The sequence below is a fragment of the Ruegeria sp. BB6 genome (assembly GCF_056539385.1).
This window is the reverse complement of sequence record NZ_JBQFUW010000009.1, coordinates 37,426-57,662: the sequence shown is the minus strand read 5'-3', so window position 1 is coordinate 57,662 and position 20,237 is coordinate 37,426. Positions and strand designations below refer to the sequence as shown.

The 20,237-nt window shown below is 56.8% G+C and carries 19 protein-coding genes and 1 tRNA gene; 13 read left to right on the top strand and 7 right to left on the bottom strand.

Annotated elements, in window-relative coordinates:
* The first annotated feature begins 39 nt into the window (after positions 1-39).
* From ACR0B7_RS18130 to ACR0B7_RS18115, 4 genes are all read left to right on the top strand, one after another.
* Positions 40-705, top strand: a complete 666-nt coding sequence (locus ACR0B7_RS18130) for a GntR family transcriptional regulator (protein ID WP_170385104.1) — start codon at positions 40-42, stop codon at positions 703-705.
* Between the two features lies 1 nt (position 706).
* Positions 707-2,005, top strand: a complete 1,299-nt coding sequence (locus ACR0B7_RS18125) for a malonyl-CoA decarboxylase (RefSeq protein WP_170485572.1) — start codon at positions 707-709, stop codon at positions 2,003-2,005.
* Entirely contained in the window at positions 2,002-3,525 is a 1,524-nt protein-coding gene (locus ACR0B7_RS18120) for a malonate--CoA ligase (RefSeq protein WP_170485571.1), read from the top strand. The genes ACR0B7_RS18125 and ACR0B7_RS18120 overlap by 4 nt, the downstream gene beginning before the upstream one ends.
* A gap of 222 nt (positions 3,526-3,747) precedes the next feature.
* The gene (locus ACR0B7_RS18115; RefSeq protein ID WP_170485570.1) at positions 3,748-5,184 is read left to right on the top strand and encodes a hypothetical protein; all 1,437 of its coding nucleotides are present in this window, start codon (positions 3,748-3,750) and stop codon (positions 5,182-5,184) included.
* A gap of 288 nt (positions 5,185-5,472) precedes the next feature.
* Here the strand turns inward: ACR0B7_RS18115 and ACR0B7_RS18110 are convergent, their stop codons facing one another.
* Together ACR0B7_RS18110 and ACR0B7_RS18105 are read right to left on the bottom strand one after the other, a co-directional pair.
* Positions 5,473-7,386 carry an amidohydrolase family protein gene (locus tag ACR0B7_RS18110; protein WP_170485569.1) on the bottom strand — a complete coding sequence of 638 codons (1,914 nt, stop codon included), beginning with the start codon at positions 7,384-7,386 and terminating at the stop codon, positions 5,473-5,475.
* 338 nt (positions 7,387-7,724) lie between these two features.
* Complete coding sequence (locus tag ACR0B7_RS18105) at positions 7,725-8,606, bottom strand: LysR substrate-binding domain-containing protein (RefSeq protein WP_170485568.1); 882 nt, start codon at positions 8,604-8,606, stop codon at positions 7,725-7,727.
* 100 nt (positions 8,607-8,706) lie between these two features.
* Between ACR0B7_RS18105 and ACR0B7_RS18100 the strand changes: the two genes are divergently transcribed.
* Together ACR0B7_RS18100 and ACR0B7_RS18095 are read left to right on the top strand one after the other, a co-directional pair.
* Positions 8,707-9,456, top strand: a complete 750-nt coding sequence (locus ACR0B7_RS18100; RefSeq protein WP_170576930.1) for an SDR family oxidoreductase — start codon at positions 8,707-8,709, stop codon at positions 9,454-9,456.
* 18 nt (positions 9,457-9,474) lie between these two features.
* On the top strand, positions 9,475-9,861 hold the full coding sequence (locus ACR0B7_RS18095; RefSeq protein WP_170485566.1) for an ectoine synthase: 387 nt from the start codon (positions 9,475-9,477) through the stop codon (positions 9,859-9,861).
* 143 nt (positions 9,862-10,004) lie between these two features.
* Here ACR0B7_RS18095 and ACR0B7_RS18090 read toward each other — a convergent pair whose 3' ends face one another.
* A complete protein-coding gene (locus ACR0B7_RS18090) occupies positions 10,005-10,253 on the bottom strand; it encodes a TetR/AcrR family transcriptional regulator C-terminal domain-containing protein (protein WP_170485565.1) in 249 nt (82 codons plus the stop codon).
* A gap of 25 nt (positions 10,254-10,278) precedes the next feature.
* Between ACR0B7_RS18090 and ACR0B7_RS18085 the strand changes: the two genes are divergently transcribed.
* Complete coding sequence (locus tag ACR0B7_RS18085) at positions 10,279-10,512, top strand: hypothetical protein (RefSeq protein WP_480682141.1); 234 nt, start codon at positions 10,279-10,281, stop codon at positions 10,510-10,512.
* A 546-nt stretch (positions 10,513-11,058) separates the two neighbouring features.
* On the opposite strand, the gene ACR0B7_RS18080 is transcribed toward ACR0B7_RS18085, so the two are convergent.
* The 4 genes from ACR0B7_RS18080 to ACR0B7_RS18065 form a co-directional block, all read right to left on the bottom strand.
* Positions 11,059-11,135, bottom strand: a tRNA-Arg gene (locus ACR0B7_RS18080).
* A 64-nt stretch (positions 11,136-11,199) separates the two neighbouring features.
* The gene (locus tag ACR0B7_RS18075) at positions 11,200-12,582 is read right to left on the bottom strand and encodes a sensor histidine kinase (protein WP_480682139.1); all 1,383 of its coding nucleotides are present in this window, start codon (positions 12,580-12,582) and stop codon (positions 11,200-11,202) included.
* Between the two features lie 18 nt (positions 12,583-12,600).
* Positions 12,601-14,019: an FAD-dependent oxidoreductase gene (locus tag ACR0B7_RS18070; RefSeq protein ID WP_170570393.1), complete on the bottom strand. Its 1,419-nt coding sequence runs from the start codon at positions 14,017-14,019 to the stop codon at positions 12,601-12,603.
* A 4-nt stretch (positions 14,020-14,023) separates the two neighbouring features.
* On the bottom strand, positions 14,024-14,755 hold the full coding sequence (locus ACR0B7_RS18065) for a TVP38/TMEM64 family protein (protein WP_170485693.1): 732 nt from the start codon (positions 14,753-14,755) through the stop codon (positions 14,024-14,026).
* A gap of 297 nt (positions 14,756-15,052) precedes the next feature.
* On the opposite strand from ACR0B7_RS18065, the gene rpmH reads away from it, so the two are divergent.
* The 6 genes from rpmH to ACR0B7_RS18035 all read left to right on the top strand — a co-directional run bounded on the left by rpmH (position 15,053) and on the right by ACR0B7_RS18035 (position 20,119).
* Positions 15,053-15,187 carry a 50S ribosomal protein L34 gene (rpmH, locus tag ACR0B7_RS18060; RefSeq protein ID WP_005980833.1) on the top strand — a complete coding sequence of 45 codons (135 nt, stop codon included), beginning with the start codon at positions 15,053-15,055 and terminating at the stop codon, positions 15,185-15,187.
* Positions 15,188-15,212: 25 nt separating this feature from the next.
* Positions 15,213-15,638 carry a ribonuclease P protein component gene (rnpA, locus tag ACR0B7_RS18055; protein ID WP_170485563.1) on the top strand — a complete coding sequence of 142 codons (426 nt, stop codon included), beginning with the start codon at positions 15,213-15,215 and terminating at the stop codon, positions 15,636-15,638.
* Positions 15,635-15,892 carry a membrane protein insertion efficiency factor YidD gene (gene yidD / locus ACR0B7_RS18050; RefSeq protein WP_170485562.1) on the top strand — a complete coding sequence of 86 codons (258 nt, stop codon included), beginning with the start codon at positions 15,635-15,637 and terminating at the stop codon, positions 15,890-15,892. The genes rnpA and yidD overlap by 4 nt, the downstream gene beginning before the upstream one ends.
* 56 nt (positions 15,893-15,948) lie before the next feature.
* Complete coding sequence (locus ACR0B7_RS18045) at positions 15,949-17,565, top strand: acyl-CoA dehydrogenase family protein (RefSeq protein WP_170485561.1); 1,617 nt, start codon at positions 15,949-15,951, stop codon at positions 17,563-17,565.
* A gap of 44 nt (positions 17,566-17,609) precedes the next feature.
* Complete coding sequence (ttcA, locus tag ACR0B7_RS18040; RefSeq protein WP_170485560.1) at positions 17,610-18,503, top strand: tRNA 2-thiocytidine(32) synthetase TtcA; 894 nt, start codon at positions 17,610-17,612, stop codon at positions 18,501-18,503.
* Positions 18,504-18,574: 71 nt separating this feature from the next.
* Entirely contained in the window at positions 18,575-20,119 is a 1,545-nt protein-coding gene (locus ACR0B7_RS18035; protein ID WP_170485559.1) for a bifunctional diguanylate cyclase/phosphodiesterase, read from the top strand.
* Positions 20,120-20,237 lie beyond the last annotated feature (118 nt).

The following is a 20,237-nucleotide window of genomic DNA, read 5'->3' as shown; positions in this document are numbered from 1 at the left end:
GCCCCAGAAGATTGCGCCACGAAGAAGGGAAAGCCAGATATGGACGCCATGCTTGACACCGAGGGCAAAGAGACTTCCGCCACTCATGGTGCGTATCGAAGGCTGCGCGAAATGATCCTGACTGGCGAGCTGCCACCCGGTCAAAAGCTCAAGATCGAGCAGCTCCGCGGGCTGCTAGACACTGGCGCAAGCCCGGTTCGCGAAGCACTAAGCCTTTTGACCTCGGACATGCTGGTGGAACGAATTGACCAGCGCGGCTTCAGGGCGGCACCAGTGAGCAAGTGCAACTTCGAGGAAATTCTGCTGCTGCGATGCAATCTTGAAGAAACCGCGTTGCGCGCGTCCATCGCCAATGCAGACTCAGCCTGGGAAGACAGGCTTGTTTTGCGTCACCACCATATGAAGAAGGCGGGCCAAAAAGGAGCACACGACTTTGAAGACGCACACAAGGCGTTTCATATGGCCTTGTTGGACAATGCGAAACTGCCGTTGCTGTTGCGGTATTGTTCGCAGCTTTACGACCTGAACATCCGCTATCGTTATCTGGCGGCTGGTGGGTCGAGTTACAAAAAGCGCGATATCAACGCAGAGCATCAGGAAATTCTGGACGCGGCACTGGATCGCGACGCAGAAAGCGCAACACGGCATTTGATCGATCACTACCGTCGAACTGGTGAGTATCTGAGCAGTCAGATGGAGCCCTGAAATGCAGCGGAACTGGTTTCTGGGCGACCTGCTCGATCAGTTGTTCGACCGCCCCGGAAAAAAGCGAGGCAAAGACGACAAGCGATCCATATCAGAGCTGTGTGAAGCACTCTTGTCTGCAGAAGGTGAAGTATCGGGTTTCGTGCTCGCCTCCACGATCCTGGATCGATACCAGACCTTGGACGACACGGAAAAACTGAACTTCTTCGCCTATTTGAATGACCAGCTTGAGTTGGACGCGGATCGGCTTTCTGAAACCGCGCGCCGCTATACCAAAGATAAAAGCGTCGATCTATATAAAAGGCTTAGCGAGGCCGCCGAACCTCGACGGCAAGAATTGCTGCGCCGGCTGAATCAACCCTCCGGCGCAACGCAAGAGCTTGTGGCAATGCGCGTCGACCTGTTGCGTTTTCTCAAGTCCAACCCCGAACTCAGGCGCACAGATATAGATTTCGTGCACTTGCTGCGAAGCTGGTTCAACCGGGGGTTTCTGGTCCTCAAACAGATCAGTTGGGATACACCAGCCCGCGTTCTGGACAAGATCGTGGCGTATGAGGCGGTCCATCAGATTAACGATCTGGACGACTTGCGGCGCAGGCTTTACCCGCCCGACCGTCGCTGTTTTGCGTTTTTTCATCCCTCAATGCCAGATGAGCCACTGATTTTTGTCGAAGTTGCTTTGACGGCTGAAATTCCGAATGCGATTGATGTGCTTTTGTCCCAAGTCCGAGAACCGATCGAACCCGAACAGGCAAAAGTCGCGGCATTCTATTCCATTTCAAACTGCCAGAAGGGTCTAACGAGCATCAGCTTTGGAAACCTGTTGATCAAGCAGGTTGTGACGGAACTCTCGCGAGAGCTGCCGGGGCTTGATACATTTGTGACCTTGTCCCCGATCCCGGGTATGAACCGGTGGTTGGCTGGCGAAAGAGGGCACCCCGAGCATGGGCATGCCGCCAAAGCCGTACTTGCGGGAACAGCCTTTGCACAGGACGTGCGGGCGATGGCCGCCCGATACCTGTTATTCGCCAAGCGCGAAGATGGGATGCCGCTGGATCCCGTGGCCCGTTTTCATCTGGGAAACGGTGCCGAGCTTCACGAACTGCATGCCGAGGCCGACCTGTCGCAGAACGGACGATCCCAATCCGGCGGCGCAATGGTCAACTACCTCTACGATTTGAAAAAGACAGAACGTCACCACGAAGAATTTGCGGCACATGCCACAATCGAAGCCTCGCGTTCCGTGCGCGCGGCTTCAACCGCAACACTTGCGGCCAGACCAGAGGAAAATACAGCGTGACCAACACTCTCTACGACAGCTTGTTTGCCCACCACGCGGGAAACAAGGCTCCGTTCCTGCAACTCGATGACGGACAGGTGATGTCATATGATGCGTTTCTGAAACGCGCCGCACAGATCGCGCATGTTTTGCAGAACAGCGGAGTTTCTCCTGGAGACCGCATCGTTGTGCAGGCCCCAAAGCTGGCTGATACACTGGCGCTATACGCTGCTGCGGTTCAGGCGGGCGCAGTCTACCTACCGCTCAATACCGCCTATACGTTGGCAGAGTTGGACTATTTCATCGCCGATGCCCAACCTGCCATGATCGTCTGCGACAGCACCGACGAAACTGAGGTCGGAAAACTGGCGGCCCGTTATGGCGCAAAGCTGCGGACCCTTGGCGGCGACACTTCGAGTCTGAGCCGCGAGGCTGACGCACAGCCCCACGAGTTTGAAACCGTGGATCGCGCCCCGGACGACCTTGCAGCCTTGCTTTATACATCGGGAACCACGGGCCGCTCTAAGGGCGCAATGCTGAGCCATCAGAACCTTTTGTCTAATGCCCAAACTCTCGTGGAATTGTGGGGCATCACAAGCGACGACCGCTTGATTCACGCGCTGCCGATCTTTCACACGCACGGACTTTTCGTAGCGATGAATACGTCGCTGCTCGCCGGTGCCAAAGTTCGGCTGATGGAAAAGTTCGACGCAAGCGCGATCGTGCAGGAATTGCCCAAGTCGACCCTTTTGATGGGTGTCCCAACTTTCTACACCAGATTGCTGGAAGATGACGGTTTCACCAAACAGATCACACAGGGCATGCGCCTGTTCATTTCCGGTTCTGCCCCATTGCTGGCAGAAACCCATCAGGCGTTTGAAACGCGCACAGGCCACCGCATCCTCGAGCGCTATGGCATGACCGAAACGAACATGAACACCTCGAACCCCTATGATGGCGAACGCCGCGCGGGAACTGTTGGCATGGCTCTGCCCGGCACCGAGGTGATTGTCACCAACCCCGAAACCGGAGAAACACTGCCTCAGGGCGATGTAGGAATGATCGAAATACGTGGACCCAATGTATTCAAAGGCTATTGGCAGATGCCCGAGAAAACGGCGGAAGAACTACGTGACAACGGCTTTTTCATTACCGGTGATTTGGGCCAATACAGCGCGGATGGCTACCTGTCGATTGTGGGTCGGTCGAAGGATCTGATCATCACCGGTGGGTACAATGTCTACCCCAAGGAAATTGAAGACGTCCTGAACGACATCAATGGCGTTTTGGAATCAGCCGTTTTCGGAATTCCCGATAGCGACTTCGGCGAAGCGATCATTGCCACTCTGGTTCCCGAGCCCGGCGCGAAACTTGACGTGGAACAGATTGCGGGGACCGTCAAAGGTAAGCTGTCGCGTTTCAAACATCCGCGCCGCTATGAAATCGCCTCGGAACTGCCGCGCAATACTATGGGAAAGGTACAAAAGAACCTGCTGCGCGACCAGCACACGCAGAAGACACCTGCACCTGCCGTGTCCTAGCGGGGCTAGGTTCCCCAAGGGACACCTCCTTGCTCTTTACCCCATAGAAGACAGACCAAAACAACAAAACGAACCGACGTATCAATCAGCCCGTGAACTTTTTTCTGGGAATTCACGTTTCATTATATAAGCTGATTTGATTGGTTGAAATTAAGCAATTGTCTCATGTGGTCGGCCGCGCAGGATCCTTTTCCAAGCGTCAAGGTGCCGAAGGAGTAACGAATGTTTGGAGTAACTATCGCCGGCAAGAGAGTCGATTGGCGCGAAATCAGGCGCGCGTTCGGTTCGGCAATTCTGATCGCCATAGTCGTGATAATCGTTGCAGGGGCTTTTTTCTTAGCATTGAACTTGGCAAGTGCCGTCACCGACGACGCGAAGCTCAGAATAAAGGTCGCGGAAGCGATTGAAGAAGGGAATTTGACTGCGGTGCATCGGTTGCTCAACAACCGGGAAAGAGGCGTGTTTCAAGACAATGATTGCCTCATCTTGTCGATGGCGCTGAACGCTCATGGAACCGCGTTGGAGAGGGCAGTATCACCATTTGGGCGCCCGCTTATCGAAGGCCGCGAGACAGTCGAGGACAATCCTCTGATAGAGGTAGTTTGCGGTCGTTTGATGGACCAGGTCGTAAACGGGAACGAAGAGTCATACCGCTTTGTTCCTTACCATAGGTACATGCACGGTGGGCGCGCCTTGGCCGAGCTTGTCGTGCCTCTGGTCGGCGTTCAGGGTTTTCGCAATCTATTGCTGACGGCCAACTCTCTGACACTGCTGTTGGTGGCCGTGATCACACTAGTCCGCGCAAGCCGACCAGACATACCGGCACCGGCTCGGTCGATAAATCTTGGGCTGTGCCTGATGTCAGTATTGCTGCTCACCTTGTCCGGCGTTCAATACTTCGGAATGTCGCTGTCAATCGGACCGGCGGACCTGTTCGTTCACCTTCTATTTCTTGCAATAGTCTCGTTCGGGGCGATTGCCTGCCGGCGCGACACGTATTTGGCTATCATCGGGATCGCAGCGGCGTTCATTATCTATTTTGAGTTTCTGACAGGCCAAATTCCATTGGGCGTGGCTCTTGTCATACTGCTCCCTTTCTTCTGCCTGACCTCTGATGAAGATGTCCCTGAGGCCGTACTCAGAAGCGTTCTGGGGACGTTTGTTTTCTGCACGATCTGTCTAGGCCTCATGCTTGCGAAATACGGGGTCACTGCCCTTGTGTTCGGACCTGAGGTCTGGAGCAATATCTTCGACCAACTGGAAGAAAGAACTTCGCTGGGAGAGTTTTCATTATTTGAAGTTTTCGCACGACTGGCCTACCGAACCCATCATATCGCCTACGGCTCGACCGTGCTGGGCCTGGCTTACTTGGTTTTGGCGATTGGGCTCTTTTTCCATTGCTTTTGGCGTGACCTGCAAAGCGGAACTATCTATCGCCAGTATCGTGCGTTCGGACTGCTTGCGGCTGCGCTGAGCATACTTGTTTGGTACCTGGCATTCTCAAGTCACAGCGCTATTCATTCGTGGTTCATGATCAGGCCGATCGGTCTGTTCGCAGCGATGGCCTGTTCTTACAAGATCCTGGAAATCAGCTCGCCGACCAACAGTAATCGCGCCGCACGTGCGACGAACTTGGCGGAATATGAAAGCACCTCTTAATTCAGCCGTGAGTATCGCCGCCTATTCGGATTGCCACCGCTTCAAGATGCTGCTGCGGCAAGAGGTTTGGCTACCATCCACCCCACCTGCCCCGGCTCAGTTCACCCCGGTGCCACATTGCGGTGGAAATCCGACTGGAACTGTGGATCTGTCACCCCGTCACCGGAATGCAGATCGGCCTCAACCAAGGAAAGCCGGACATGCCTCCGCCTTGCACCGGACAGGACTGGAAAACCCACCAGCCTCAGCGATCAACGCAATTCCCAGAGCTCAATTTCGAAGCACGGCTTAGTTCGGCGCAGTTACCGCAGGAATTGCCCGTCCACTCGTTTTTTGCATGCGCATTGCGACAGCTTGCGCCCAATCGCGTTGGGCCGTTTCCCGATCTTCAAGCACTCCGTGAACGATGCACAGAAACAGTTCGGAATCGTCCGGGCCATTGGCCTGAGCAAACCAATCGGTGACCGGCGGAGCGGGAACGGCAGCTTTCGCCAAGCGACGCTGAACCGGTTGTTTTTGCAACGGTTGGTCAAGCGAGGCCTGATCGTCGGTGATATCCTCAATCAGCGTCGGGCGCGTCGTTCCGGTGTCCGGGGTCAGAATGCCCATGATCTGTTCACGACCTGCCGGAACAAAGCGACCTTCTTCTTCGACCGGAAAGCGGATTGCCTGCCCCGGATTGACGTCCTTAAGCACTTTGCTGTCCTCGACCACGATGGTCCCGTTCACCAGAACATACGGAATTCCGGTCGAAGGCAGACCGTTCTTGCCTTTTGAATAAGTTGCCTGTTCGGTGACGTTTTCGGGGTCAAAGATAACGATGTCTGCGACCATACCTTCCTGCATCCGACCACGGACCTGCATAGCCTTCAGACCCGTGTCGCCAAGGCGTTTGGCATGAGAATAGCTGAGCTGCGAAAGCGACAACATCAGGGGTATTTCGGCCTCTCTCGCAAGCCGCAGAACAAGGGCATGACTACCTGCGGCTCGTGGGTGGCCAGCGTAGTCCTCGTAGGCGGAGTCCCAATTTAGCCGGTTACCCTCTGCGTCCAAGCCGGGCATTCCGTCGCCCGAAACGCTATATCCTGCAATCTGAATCCAGTCGTTCAGCCATTCCTCACGCGGCGGGCTGAAAGCAATGGCTGTGCGTCCCGGTTCATTCTTGGCAAACTCCAAGAACTCTTCCTTCGTAACGAATCGGTCGAGTTGAGGATCAAAGATGGTTTCTTCGTATTTGTACCCCATACCCGCTTCCCAATTGTCAGGGCCCAGAATGGATGCACCGTAATTCCCTGACCCGGCCGTCCACGGGTAATAGCTGGACCAGACATTGTGACCCTGTTCCCGCGCCATCTGTAACTTTTCCTGATTTTCCCACCAGCCATAGTCGTTGTCGTGATGGATATGCAACGGTGCCTTCAGAACCATTGCGTTGACCAGAATCTCGTTCACGCCGGTCTGGGTTTCGGTTGGGGTTGAGGCACTGGGATGAAAGCGATGATGCACCGAGGTCAGGCGGCCATATCGAGCGGCAGCTTTCTGAGCCTCAAACATCTCATACGTCGTGATCCCATTTCGCGCATAGCCGATGGTTGATCCCACACCAAGCGCACCCAGACGCAGCCCTTCATCAAGCTGGGCTGTGATCTCGTTCATCTGGTCCTTGGTGCTGGGCGTAACCGACCACCCATCGACCCCGTCCTCGGCGGCCTGCGCCCTGTAGTCAAAGAAATAGGGCATCGAGATATCCGGCCCCTCCAGCGCTAGCCCGTCGTGCACCCGCATCCGGGCAAATTCCTGTCCCACAACGGTGCCGAAATTGGCCTGTGTGTTGCCTTCGCGGGCGGCATACCATTCGTCGATATTGGCTGCGCCAATTTCAAAGTCCATCTGGGTTGTGACGCCATCGCGCAGGTTGACCTTGATACCCCAGGGGCCAAGCCCGTGCTGCTCGAGATCAATGAAACCCGGTGCAACAACGTGGCCGGTTGCATCGATGATCTCATCGCCCGTCAGCTCGTCGGTGGTGATGCTAGTGATCCAGCCATTGTTGATTCCAACATTGGCGACCTGATCAAAACCTGTTTCGGGGTCCATGACGCGCCCACCCTGAATGACCACATCGTAAGTCTGCGCGTATGCCGAAGTAGCGACGACCGTTGTCAGAAAAAGGGACGAAATCAGCGTGCTTCTCAGTTTCATGAAAACCCCACAGGTTGCAAATCTGTGATCACCATAGCTTGAGGTATCTCGAAATTCATATTCATTTGGTGAAGCTGGGCCAATAAAGCTGTCATCTGATGAATGTTTTCAGGCATTTGTATGCTACACCCCAATCATGCGTGCAGAACCCACCCAGAGCATTATGTTCCTCAGCCCTTTCTTCGACAGGATGACGAACCTTGGCTTTCGCCAATCAACGCTTTGTGAGCGGCTGAGGGACTAGGCGGTTCGGCAAGCTACCGGCTGGAGGTCGAGGGTCAGGTTGCCTTTTGAAAGCTGAAACGCCCGGTGAGTTTCGCATATCAAAAAGGGGGTGATCACGGCTTCGGGGCTGTTTCAATAAGCCATGCGTGTAGAGTGCTGATTGGCGGAGACAACTGGTCACCATCTCTGCAGACGAAGTATAGGGCGTTCTCGTCCTCAACGCTTAAATCGCTTAGATGGACCAAACGTCCCGCCGCGATATCATCAGCCACAAGAATTTCACGTACCAGGATGGCACCTTGCCCATCAATGGCAGCCGCAATCAAAACTGCGGAGTTGGGTAAAGCCGAACTTGTAGGTTGAACATCCGGTTGCCTTATCCCTGCTTTTGTCGCCCAGGTGTCCCAGTGTGGATGAAACTGATCATGCAATAGAGGCAGTTGAATTATCGCTTCAGGGTCAATCGGACCTTCCGCCACCAGTGAAGGCGCAGCAACAACAACGAGACGCTCATTCACAAGGCGTTCGCAATAGAGCCCGCTTGATTGATGGCCACCGAAACGCAGTGCCACGTCTACCTCGCTATCAAGGAAATTGACTATTTGATCCTCGGTATCCAGTCGAATTGCGATGCCCGGATGACGTTCACGGAACTCTGGAAGCCTCGGGATAAGCCATTTGATCGTCAGGGATGACGAAAGCGAAACCGTAACAAAACCCCGTGTTCGGGGCCGTTTGGTCGCCCAAATCCCTTGCTGCAAAGTTGCGAATGCCTCCTGCGTCGCAAGGTGCAGGCGTGCACCCTCTTCGGTAAGCTGTACTCCGCCTGAGAGCCTTCTCAGCAGTTGAACATCAAGGTATTGCTCCAACAGTTTGATCTGGCGGCTTACTGCGCCGTGCGTCACGCCCAGATCATTGGCTGCCTTGCTGATGTTCAGGCGTGATGCGGTTGCATCGAAGGCTTGCAATGCTCGAAGATGCCTGATGTTCGTCATGAGTGTGAGTTTATCTCACATCTCTGTGCGGTAAAGTCGTTTCATTGCTTTCTGTAGCCCGCATATCCTCGTCAAGAATAATCACAGCGGAGACAATCCCATGACTGACGTTAAAGTGGCGCTGATGACCGGAACCGGTCAGGGCATTGGGCGCGGATGCGCCATCGAGATGGCAAAGGCGGGCTTCAAAGTTTCGCTGATGTCCCCATCGACGCGATCCATAGACTTGGCAGATGAATTGGGGGGGATCGGGCGTCAGGGCTCGGTCCTCGACACGGCCGACCTGCAGGCAATGGTGGACGCCACACTCCGAGAGTACGGGAGGATCGATGCCGTCGTCAGCAATATGGGCCATGGTGGTGGCGTGCCAGAAGCCATCAAGACGGTGGGCTTTGACCCGGACTTCGACGGGCCATTGCTGGAACTACCGGATGAGCTATGGCGCGAAAGTCTCGACATGTATGTGCTCAATGTCGTCAAGCTGGCACGCATCGTGACCCCGATCATGATTGAACAAGGTGGCGGTTCATTCGTGAATATCTCGTCCATGAACACGGTTGAGCCGCGCGCACCCTATCCGATGAGCATGCTTCGCGGTGCGCTGCACAGTTTCGCCAAGTTGTTCGGAGATCGATACGCCCGCCACAACATCAACATGAACAGCCTGATGCCCGGCTTTTGCGAGAACGTGAATCTGTCCGACCTGGCAAGACGGTCTATCCCTGCGCAACGCCCGGCAACGTTCGCCGAGATCGGACAAGCCTGTGTTTTTCTTGCGTCGGATGGAGCACGGTACATCAACGGACAGAACATTCTGTCAGACGGAGGTATGAATCGTGCTGTTCGTTGAGTTCGGAAAGGAACGGCCATGATTGTGAGATCACTAGAAAGTATCGTTGGTACCGAACGGGACGTTGCCGGCCCGGGATGGAACAGCAGACGGCTTCTGCTTGCCTCCGATGGCATGGGGTTTTCGATGACCGATACAATCATCAAAAAAGATACCGTCCTCGAGCTTGAATACATCTATCATTTAGAAGCCTGCTACTGCATCGAAGGCAGAGGTCAAATCCGACGTTCTGACGAGGAGACATGGCACGAATTGGAACCGTTCACACTGTACGCATTGGACCAAAATGACCGGCACTTGGTACAAGCTCTGGATGCGAACCTTCGGCTGATCTGCGTCTTCAACCCTCCACTTACCGGTGGTGAGGTTCATCGAGAAGATGGAAGTTATGCGCCAACTGAATAATGACAGGAATGTAGCTTAATTTCCCAGGCTCAAGTCCCGGGAACAGCGCCGACCCCAAGGCCCGATTTGGGCTGGAAGAGGCCGTTCAATCCGATTTGCCAAGAGTCCGCTTTACAGATTTTCATGCCGTTCGTGATGACCGATCAAATGTCTGCTTTGTAGTGCGCCAAAAACATTGCGATGCAATCGTCCAGTACGTCTTTTGGTGTCGGGTTCTCGCCGAGGAAAAACTCTGGCCAGAAGAAAAAGTTTTTGACAAGCGCCAGCAGCTGGTTGGTTGCGAAGGTCGGATCAGCCTTTCGGATCACACCTGCGTCCATGGCTTCGCCGATCAACCTCGTAATCGGGTAGTCGTGAGCTTCTGTCTCGGAGAAGAACTTCCGGGCCTTCACCAACGCGCACATTGGTGATCAGGGTATGCAGTCCTTGATCTCGATCGGAGAACACTACGCCGACAAGATCGTGCAACCTTCGCTGACCATCTATAGTTCGACGGCTTTCACCGCGATCTGCTCGACCGCATTCGTCGAGAAGCTGACGAACGAGCACAAAGAACTGGCTTTTGACGAGTTCAGCCACGTTGATTTCTACTACAAGCCTGAGGCTGTGAAAGCATCGACTGACGCCGTGGCTGAGTTCTTCAACGCATAAACTTATTGGTGGAGGTCGCCGCAATATGAACATCTGTTTCGCGGCCTCCCCCTGCCCGACCCTTTCCGCCAGAGCGACAGTTGCTCCGCGCCCAACGCAAGCCAGCGCAGTTACCGGGTTTGCGCATATGCCATTAGGACGTCCGAAATTGTGTCCGGTACAACGGACAGGGTTAGCTCGAATTGCTCTGCTAACGCCAATCTTGGCAGGGGTGTTCGGAGTATGTGCGCTATGGGTAACGTTTGCTTTTGGACTTGCGTTAGGCGCCGGCTTGCAATCCATGACATTGGCAATGGTATCTGGCCTCATTCCGTTTCTCGGCTGGGCTGGCTTTGGTTTTTGGTGGATGGCGCAACCCGCAGAAAGCCCCGCGCTTGGTATGCGTGGAGTAAAAACAAAACCGCTAGCCGTGCGGGTGAGGCCGGGGGCTGTGACTTTCGGACTCAACAGGGCAGCGCAGCCCGTTCGGTAAGCAGCTGGATATTAGTGGCAGGTAAGGGTCAGAAAACCTCTGAACAGGTTTTGCTCAATGTTTTCAGTACCAAGTGGCGGACCGAGGAGGATTCGAACCCCCGACCCCTTGATTCGTAGTCAAGTACTCTATCCAGCTGAGCTATCGGTCCGCGTTGGTGAGGCGCTATTTAGACCCGGCGTTCGGGACGTGCAAGCTGATTCTTCAAAAATATTTCAAAAAGTCCCCTCACCCCGTGGAAGCCTTATTTCAAAGGTTGTCCCTTGAGGTCCAGTTTCGGCTAGAACCAACTCTCCGCCGTGTCCGCGCGCCAGCTCTTGCGAGATAGCAAGCCCAAGTCCAGAGCCACCTTTCCGCACCCCTCCCTGAAACGGGGTGAACAAGTTCTCGCGCGCTTTCGGCGGCAGGCCTGGGCCTGTGTCGGTGATTTCGATGCACCAATTTGCCTCATACTCGCAGCCTTTGATGGTGATCTTGCCCGGTTTGCCCGACGTGACCAAAGCCTGACGCGCATTGCGCACGAGGTTGAGTATGACCCGGAATATCTGCTCGGGGTCAGCACGCGCCACAAGGTCCTCGGGCACCTCGTTGACAATTTCTACGCAGGCATCTGCAACGGCCAACTGTTCGCTGGCGACAACGTCGTCGGCAACGCTGCGCAGGGGCACCATGGTAAGCGTCGGCGCGGGTTCCTCGGCGCGACCAAAAGCCAACGTGCTTTCACACAGTGACACCGCACGGGTGATCGAGTTCACCAGTTTGGGCGCCATACGTCGCACCAAGGGGTCATCGCTGGCCTCGATCCGGTCTGTAAAAAGCTGCGCCGACGTGAGGATGTTGCGCAGATCGTGGCTGACCTTGGCGACCGCGCCACCCAGTTGCGCCAGACGCTCGCGTTGCTTCAGGGCTTGCGTCAGTTCCTTCTGCAACTGCTCCAGAGCCTCCTCAGCCTCGCGCAGTTCGGTCACTTTCGAGTTGGGAGAGATGATGCCCCGCGCATCCTCGGGCGCACCGGCATAGCGCTGCATATAACCCACGACACTTTTGATTGGCTTCACCAGCACAACGCGCACGGCCAGAAACAGGAAAAACGCCGTGATGATCGAGATTACAAAAGACAGCCCCAGAATTCGCAACCCGTAATCTGTCATCGCCATGCGCAGCGGCTCGCTGTCCGTCGTGACTTCAATCAGCAAACCCGCGTCTTTCACCGGCTCTCCGATCACGCGGATCACTTCGTTTTCAGGAGTAAACAGCCGAGCCATTGCGTCGCGTATCAATATCCACGGGGTGGCATCGCGCAGGTCATATGTGTTGGTGATCTGATCGGGAATGGGCGAGGACAGCATCAACTGCCGCACCTCATCGCGCCGCAGCACCACGTTGTAGACACCCGCATTGGCCAAAAGTTCGGCCTCAAGATCATCGGCCAGCATATCATCCGCCAGCAACGCCAGGGATGCGATCTGAGCACGCTCAAGACGGTTGAGTAGAAAGTCCTCGCGGAAACGCGCAATCGAAGGGACAAAGATCAACACCTCGGCCAACATCACGAAGACCGTAGTCAGGATCAGAAATCGGCCCGAAAGCGAGTTCAATCTGCTCTCCCTTCCCGGTCAGGGCATCCAACGCTGGACCAGCCCGACCACTCGTTTAACCATTTGATTCTCAAACAGCCTTGGCGAGAAATAGGCACCCGCCACCCGTTTGTTAAGCTCTCCGATCGTCGGATAGGGCGAAACCATCGCGGCGATCTGCCCCATCTTGAGGTTATTGGCCAAGGCCAGCGACCACAAGTTGATCAATTCGCCCGCCTGATGCCCCACGATTGTAGCCCCTACTGGGCGGCCTTTCACGACCATGACTTTAATAAAGCCTTTCATCTTGCGCTCGGAAATGGCGCGGTCGTTGTGGTGATAATCAAACCGGGCGACTTCTACCTTGTCGCCATGCTGAGCGCGGGCCTGCGCCTCGGTCAGGCCGACCTGCGCCAATTCGGGGTCAGTATAGGTGGCCCAAGGGATATGCGCGGTTTTCGCCTTTGAGGGCAGGCCGAACAAGGCCGAACGGATGATGACCCCCGCATGATAGCCAGCCACATGGGTGAATTGCATCCCACCGGCCACATCTCCGATGGCGTAGACCTTTTTGTTGGTGGTGCGCAGGGCGTCGTCCACCTTGATCCCCGTCCGCGTGGGTTCGATCCCAGCGGCCTTTAAGTTTAGCCGGTCGGTATTGGCCTTGCGCCCTGCGGCCAGTAACAGGTGCGAGCCCGAGACTATCTGCCCTGTCTCGGTCACCACTTCGACCTTGCCGTCCGAGCCGCGAATCTGCGCCACCATAGCCTGCTCATGGATCTCGACACCTTCGGCGCGCAATGTATCCAGCACGATGGCCGCCGCCTCGGTGTCGTCCTTGCCCAGCGCCTGCATCCCCTCGATCACGGTCACTTTGCAGCCCAGACGGATATGGGCCTGCGCCATCTCCATCCCGATGGGGCCGCCGCCGATGATCAGCAGATGCTCGGGCTTGTCACGCAGGTCGAATATTGTCTCGTTGGTGTAATATGGCACCTGATCCAGGCCGGGGATCGGCGGCACCAGAGGCGACGAGCCGGTCGCAATCACCACCCGCCGCGCGGTGATCAGGTGATCGCCCGCCTGCACCTGCGTGGGCGAGACGAACTGACCATATTCGCGGATCACCTTGACGCCGAATCCCTCGAACCGTTCCTGACTGTCCATCGGCTCGATCTGCGCGATGACGTCGTGGACATGATCCTTGACGGCGGCATAGTCCACCTGCGGCACCACATCCGCCACGCCCAGCGCCGAGGCGTGGGCCTGACCATAGGCTGCCTTGCCGCTGGCGATCAGCGCCTTTGACGGCACACAGCCAAAATTCAGGCAATCGCCTCCCATCTTGTGACCTTCCAGCAAGATCACGTCTGCACCCATCTGGCTGGCACCGGCGGCGACGGACAAGCCACCCGACCCGGCACCGATCACCAGGATATCTGTCTTCAGGTCTTGCATGAGGTCAGGCGTCCTTCTTACCACGTACCGCTTTGATAACTATCGGCAAAGCCGCCAACGCGCACAAGCCGATGATCGGACCAATCACAAAAGGCTCCCACAGCAGTGACACATCCGGCGATTCACCCCGGTCGAACACACCACCTAGACCAACGCCGATCCAGGTGTAGACGATGCCACCGGGAATGATGCCCAGCGCGGTGGTGATCAGGAAGTTACGGAATTTCACCCCGACCAGCGCGGGCACCAGATTGGCCACGAAAAACGGCACCACCGGCACAAGGCGCAGCAGGAACAGAACCGAGATTTCATTCTCGCGCAGCCCATCCTTCAGCTTTTTGACGGTACCTTCCGACGCTTCCAGACGTGCGGTCAGGTTTTCGCCCAGCCCCCATCGCGCGGCCAGAAATATCACGCAGGCGCCGATGGTCGCGGAAAAGACGTTGAAGACCGTGCCTGCAAACAGGCCGAACAGAAACCCGCCTGTCATCGAGGCTACCGCCGCTCCGGGTAATGAAAACGCAACAATCCCAATATAGATCGCGATAAACGCCCCTGCCATGGCCCAATAGTGGGTGTCGCGCCACGCCAGCAATGCTTCGCGGTTGTCACGCAGAGTTTCAAAGGTCAGGTAATCGCCCAGCGTGAAAAACCCCACGGTCGCCACGGCGAGAATCACCAGCAAAGGAATATGCCGCGCAAGCCCAGTGCGCGGCGCCTGAGTCGTATCGCTCATGTGGCTGTCCGGTTTTGTGCGTTTCATTCTGCTTCCAACATGCGCTGCCTGACCGATGGGAAACAGATGCCTCACGTTGCCTTGATGTTGACGGCAGGTAATGTGAGGGATTAGGGCACCAAAACAGCGATTTTGAAACCTTTCGGCCCTCGCAATTACAGAATTGTTGCAAAAGGCACGAAAACCCCCACCTTGGGGTTTGACTTACCCCCCGCTACCCAGTAGAGGACGGGCTTCGAACACTAGGGCCAGGCGAATCCGCGCCGCACCCGACCGCTATAGATTGGAGACGGAGCGATGAAACGCACCTATCAGCCTTCGAACCTGGTTCGCAAACGCCGCCACGGTTTCCGCGCGCGCATGGCTACCAAAGCCGGCCGCAAAATCCTGAATGCACGTCGCGCACGCGGCCGCAAATCGCTGAGCGCATAAACCGCTCACCGATCAGGTTATGAACATGACGCCGCCGGAGGCCCCTGAGGATGGTAACAACCAACCGAGGGTAAAGCCCCCGGCGGCGTCCGTTTGCGCGCCTGAAACTCTTATCGTCCTCAAGAAGCGGTCCGATTTCCTGAAAGCCGCCCGCGCACGCAGGCAGGGAACGCCATCGATGATGGTTCAGGCCCGCAAGCGCGCCGATGATGAGGCGGACGGAATTCGCGTCGGCTTTACCTGCTCCAAGAAAGTTGGCAATGCCGTGGCACGCAACCGCGCCAAGCGCAGATTGCGCGAGGCCGCACGCGCGGTTCTGCTGGCCCATGGAAAAAACGGCTGGGACTACGTCCTTATCGGTCGCGCCGAGGTCACCGCAGGGCGGCCCTATGACGCGCTTCTGGGCGATTTGCGGTACGCGCTGCGCAAAATTCACAGCGCGAAGCCGTGACACTGTTTTCCCATATCCTCGCCCTGCCTATCCGAATCTATCGGTTGGTTTTCAGCCCTTGGGTCGGTTTTAACTGCCGGTATCAACCGACCTGTTCGGCCTATGCCCTCGAAGCGTTGGAAAAGCACGGTCCGATCAAAGGGACGTGGCTGACTGTCCGGCGCATTGGTCGCTGCCACCCCTGGGGCGGAACCGGCTATGACCCCGTGCCGGACTGTTCGGACCGTGAACGCCCGACGCGCGACCCGCAGTAACACTTGACCCGTTCCGATCCGCGCTGAACAGTTGGCCTATTCAGCCGGAGGCCCGAATGACATCCCAAGCGCGCCACACCCTGCCCACGCATGAAGTCGTGAACCAACCTCCCACGCGCGACGATAGCGACCTTTGGGGGACTGACCCGGTTCTGCGGAACCTTCTGCGCGATTTCGGTGGACGCGCCGCCCCGGTATCGGCCTATGGTGACATACTCGGGCGCGCCGAAACGCGCGAATTGGGGCGCGAGGCCAATCGGCACCCGCCGGAACTTGTACCGTTCGATCAAGGTGGCCGTCGCATCGACGAAGTCAGGTTCCACCCTGCGTATCACCAGATGATGCAGATCAGCCAAACTGCTGGCTACGCAGCGCTAGCCTGTGACGGACAGCCCGGTGGCCACACCACCCACGCGGCAATGGTATATTTGGCCAGTCAGGTCGAGCCCGGACATTGCTGCCCGCTGACGATGACCTATGCCGCAATCCCCGCGATCGAAGCCGACGCGCACTTGGCCTCGATCTGGCGTCCAAAACTGTCCGCCTTCGGATACGACAAGACAGCCGAACCAATAGCCAACAAAACCAGCGCCACGCTGGGGATGGCGATGACCGAGAAACAGGGCGGCTCGGATGTGCGGGCCAACACCACAACCGCCACACGGGACGGAGATCACTGGCGGTTGCGCGGGCACAAGTGGTTCTGCTCGGCCCCTATGTCGGACGGGTTCCTGACCTTGGCGCAAGCTCCGGGCGGCTTGACCTGTTTCCTTGTCCCCCGCTGGTTAGAAGGCGAGCGCAACGCGATCCACCTGATGCGTCTGAAAGACAAGCTGGGGAATAAGGCGAATGCCTCGTCCGAGATCGAATACCACGACGCGCTGGCTTATCAGCTTGGCGACGAAGGGGCCGGAATTCGCACGATTCTGGAAATGGTCCATCACACGCGGCTGGACACCGCCATCGCCCCCGCCGGATTGATGCGCGCCGCTTTGACCGAAGCCCATCACTGGGTCGTGCATCGCAGTGCTTTTCAACGCCGATTGATCGACCAGCCGCTTATGCGCGCCGTTCTTGCCGATCTGGTGCTGGACTGGGAGGGCGCACTGACGCTGGGACTGCGCGTCGCCCAAGCGTTTGACGGCGCCTCTGCCGAGGACCGCGCTTTGGCCCGCATCGGTGTCGCGCTGGCCAAGTTTCTGAACAACAAACGTTGTCCCGTCGTCGCCGTTGAAGCCCTGGAGATTCTGGGCGGCATGGGATACGTCGAAGACACCCCCCTGCCGCTGATCTACCGCGAAGCCCCGCTGAACGGGATCTGGGAAGGGTCCGGGAACGTGATCTGCCTCGACATCCTGCGAACCTTGGCGCGCGAGCCGCTGGCCGCCGAGGTTCTGCAAGCGGAACTGAACGCCACAACGGGTGCGGATCGGGAATACGACGCTGCGCTAAAGGCACATCGCGACCGTTGGCCGGGCATCCCCCCCGAAACCGAGGCACGCTGGTTCGCAGAACGCACTGCGCTTTTGTTGACCGCGTCCCAGTTGCTGCGACATGCGCCCGGCCCCGTGGCCGATGGCTTTGTCGCCACCAGAATCGCGGAACAGAGCGGTCGGATCGCAGGGGCGGTCGCGGGTCTGGATACGAACGCGCTACTCGGGCGCTTGGAATGACCCGCCCACTTGCCGGGTTCCGCCAACTATTGTAGGGGCTGCGCATGTTTGACGAAGCTGACGATATCCACCCGCTCTTTGCTGGCGCGCCCTCGACCACCGAGTTCAAGAAGCTGCGCAAGCGCATCGTGCGCCAGACCCGCGAAGCGATCGAACACTACGGGATGGTGGATTCTTCGGCCCATGACAAAGACGGCAAGCCCCCTCGCTGGCTGGTGTGTCTCTCGGGCGGCAAAGACAGCTATACCCTGCTGGCCGTTCTTTATGAGCTGAAGTGGCGCGGCCTGCTGCCGGTTGACCTGCTGGCCTGCAATCTGGATCAGGGTCAGCCCGGCTTTCCCGCCACCGTCCTGCCTGAGTTCCTAGAGCGGATGGGCGTTCCCCACCGGATCGAATATCAGGACACCTATTCCGTTGTCATGGACAAGGTTCCGCAGGGCCGCACCTATTGCGCTCTGTGCTCGCGCCTGCGCCGGGGCAACCTGTATCGCATCGCGCGAGAGGAAGGTTGTTCAGCCGTTGTGCTGGGCCATCACCGCGACGATATCCTCGAGACGTTCTTCATGAACCTGTTCCACGGCGGACGTCTGGCGACGATGCCGCCCAAGCTGGTGAACGAAGAAGGCGATCTGTTTGTCTATCGTCCTCTGGCACATGTGGCCGAGGCCGATTGCGAGAAATTCGCCAACGCGATGAACTATCCCATCATCCCCTGTGACCTGTGCGGCAGTCAGGACGGGCTGCAACGCCAGCAGGTAAAACAGATTCTGGATCAATGGGAGAAGAACAGCCCGGGACGCAGACAAGTGATGTTTCGCGCGCTGACCAACGCACGACCTTCGCACCTTCTGGACCCAAAGCTTTTCGATTTCGCAGGTCTGAGCCTGAACACTGACAAAAATGACGAAAATGAGGACAAAATTCCTCGGTTGCGTTAACGACTGACTCAGAATGGTTTTCTACGGTTACCCTGAGCGTGCGATGCCCAAGGGAAAGGCCCGGAAAACTGATGTGGAAACATTTCTCTATTAACAGAGCTCTCGACTTTCTCGCCACCGCTTTTAGCGGTCCGTCTGCTTTGGCATTTGCACCGGCGATTTGTCTTGCGGCGTTTTGGATTGGCGGCGAACGCGCGCTTGTTACCGTGGCGCTGGCCCTGCCCTTCTTGATTGCGGCGCTCACGGCTCTGACACCCAAATCGAGTCCGACCTCTGACCGCCGTGGCGAGGTGGGCGGCTTTTTGGCGATAGACACATTCGCCACCGAGATGGAGACTTTCTTTGAAGTCAGCCGAAATACGCACCAAGAATCCGCCTGCCTCATTGTCGCATTGGACGGGTTTGCAGAACTTTCGGATCTTCACGGAAACGCAGCAGCCAACCACCTGACCCAACAGTTCTTTAGCCGTGTTTTGTCTGCAATCCGTGCAGGCGACATCACAACGCGGCTGGACCAGAATTCGGTCGCCATCGGGCTGCCTCCGTCGAATCATCTGAATCTTGAGGCATGCATACAGATGTCGGGTCGCATACAGGCTGCCGTTGAAGAACCCATCACCCTGAACGGGACAGGCATCTACCTGACGTGTTCGATTGGCTTCAGTCTTTTGTCCAGTGTCCCTGAGGATGGGTTTGAAGCGTGGATAGACGCTACAAGTTCCGCTCTGGCCGAAGCGCAGCGGAACGGCCCGTCCACTATCCGCTCTTACTCCAGCGAAACACGTCGCCGGTCACGCATCCGGGCCAATCTTCGCAAGGAATTCGAGGCAGCGTTGGAGAGTGGTGAAATCCGCCCCTGGTTTCAGCCTCAAATATCAACCGATACCGGGCAAGTCACCGGCTTTGAAGCCCTTGCCCGTTGGGAACATCCGCAAAAAGGCGTGTTGGGTCCGCAGGTATTTCTTCCGTTCGCCGAACAAGCCGGCTTGATGGAAAAGTTTGGTCAGACCATGCGTCACCATGCATTTGCCGCTATGCGAAAATGGGACCACGCAGGGGTTGCTGTGCCGCGAATTGGCGTCAATTTCGCATCCGACGAGTTGCGTGATCCTGCCCTGATTGACCGGTTGAAATGGGAACTGGATCAAAATGACCTGACCCCGGACAGGCTCGCCGTGGAAATTCTGGAAACCGTCTTTTCAAGACGCCCCGATGACGTGATTACGCGCAACGTGACAGCTCTATCCGGGCTCGGATGCTGTATAGACTTGGACGATTTCGGCACCGGCCACGCTTCGATCGCCTCAATCAAGCGTTTTGACGTTTCGAGGATCAAAATCGACCGGTCATTTGTAGCCAAAGCCGATCGGGACGCCAGCCAACAGCAGTTGGTCAGCGCGATCCTGACGATGGCAGAGCGGCTGAATGTCGAAACACTGGCCGAAGGCGTGGAAACTCAAGGGGAACACGCGTTGATGGCGCAACTGGGCTGTGACCACGTTCAGGGGTTCGGGATCGGCAAGCCGATGCCATTTGAAAAAACTCTGGACTGGATCACAACGCACCAGAACAAGGTTAAGGGTGTCCCCAAGATCGGGCGTCAAGCGGGCTCGTAAACGCGAAATTACGCCAAAAAAGCCTTATACGCGACGACAAGACGGGCGATTCCGCTTGACCTTTGGGGCTGCACTCTGTTGAACCCACCGGGTGTCTTTCACTGCTTAAGGTGGCTGT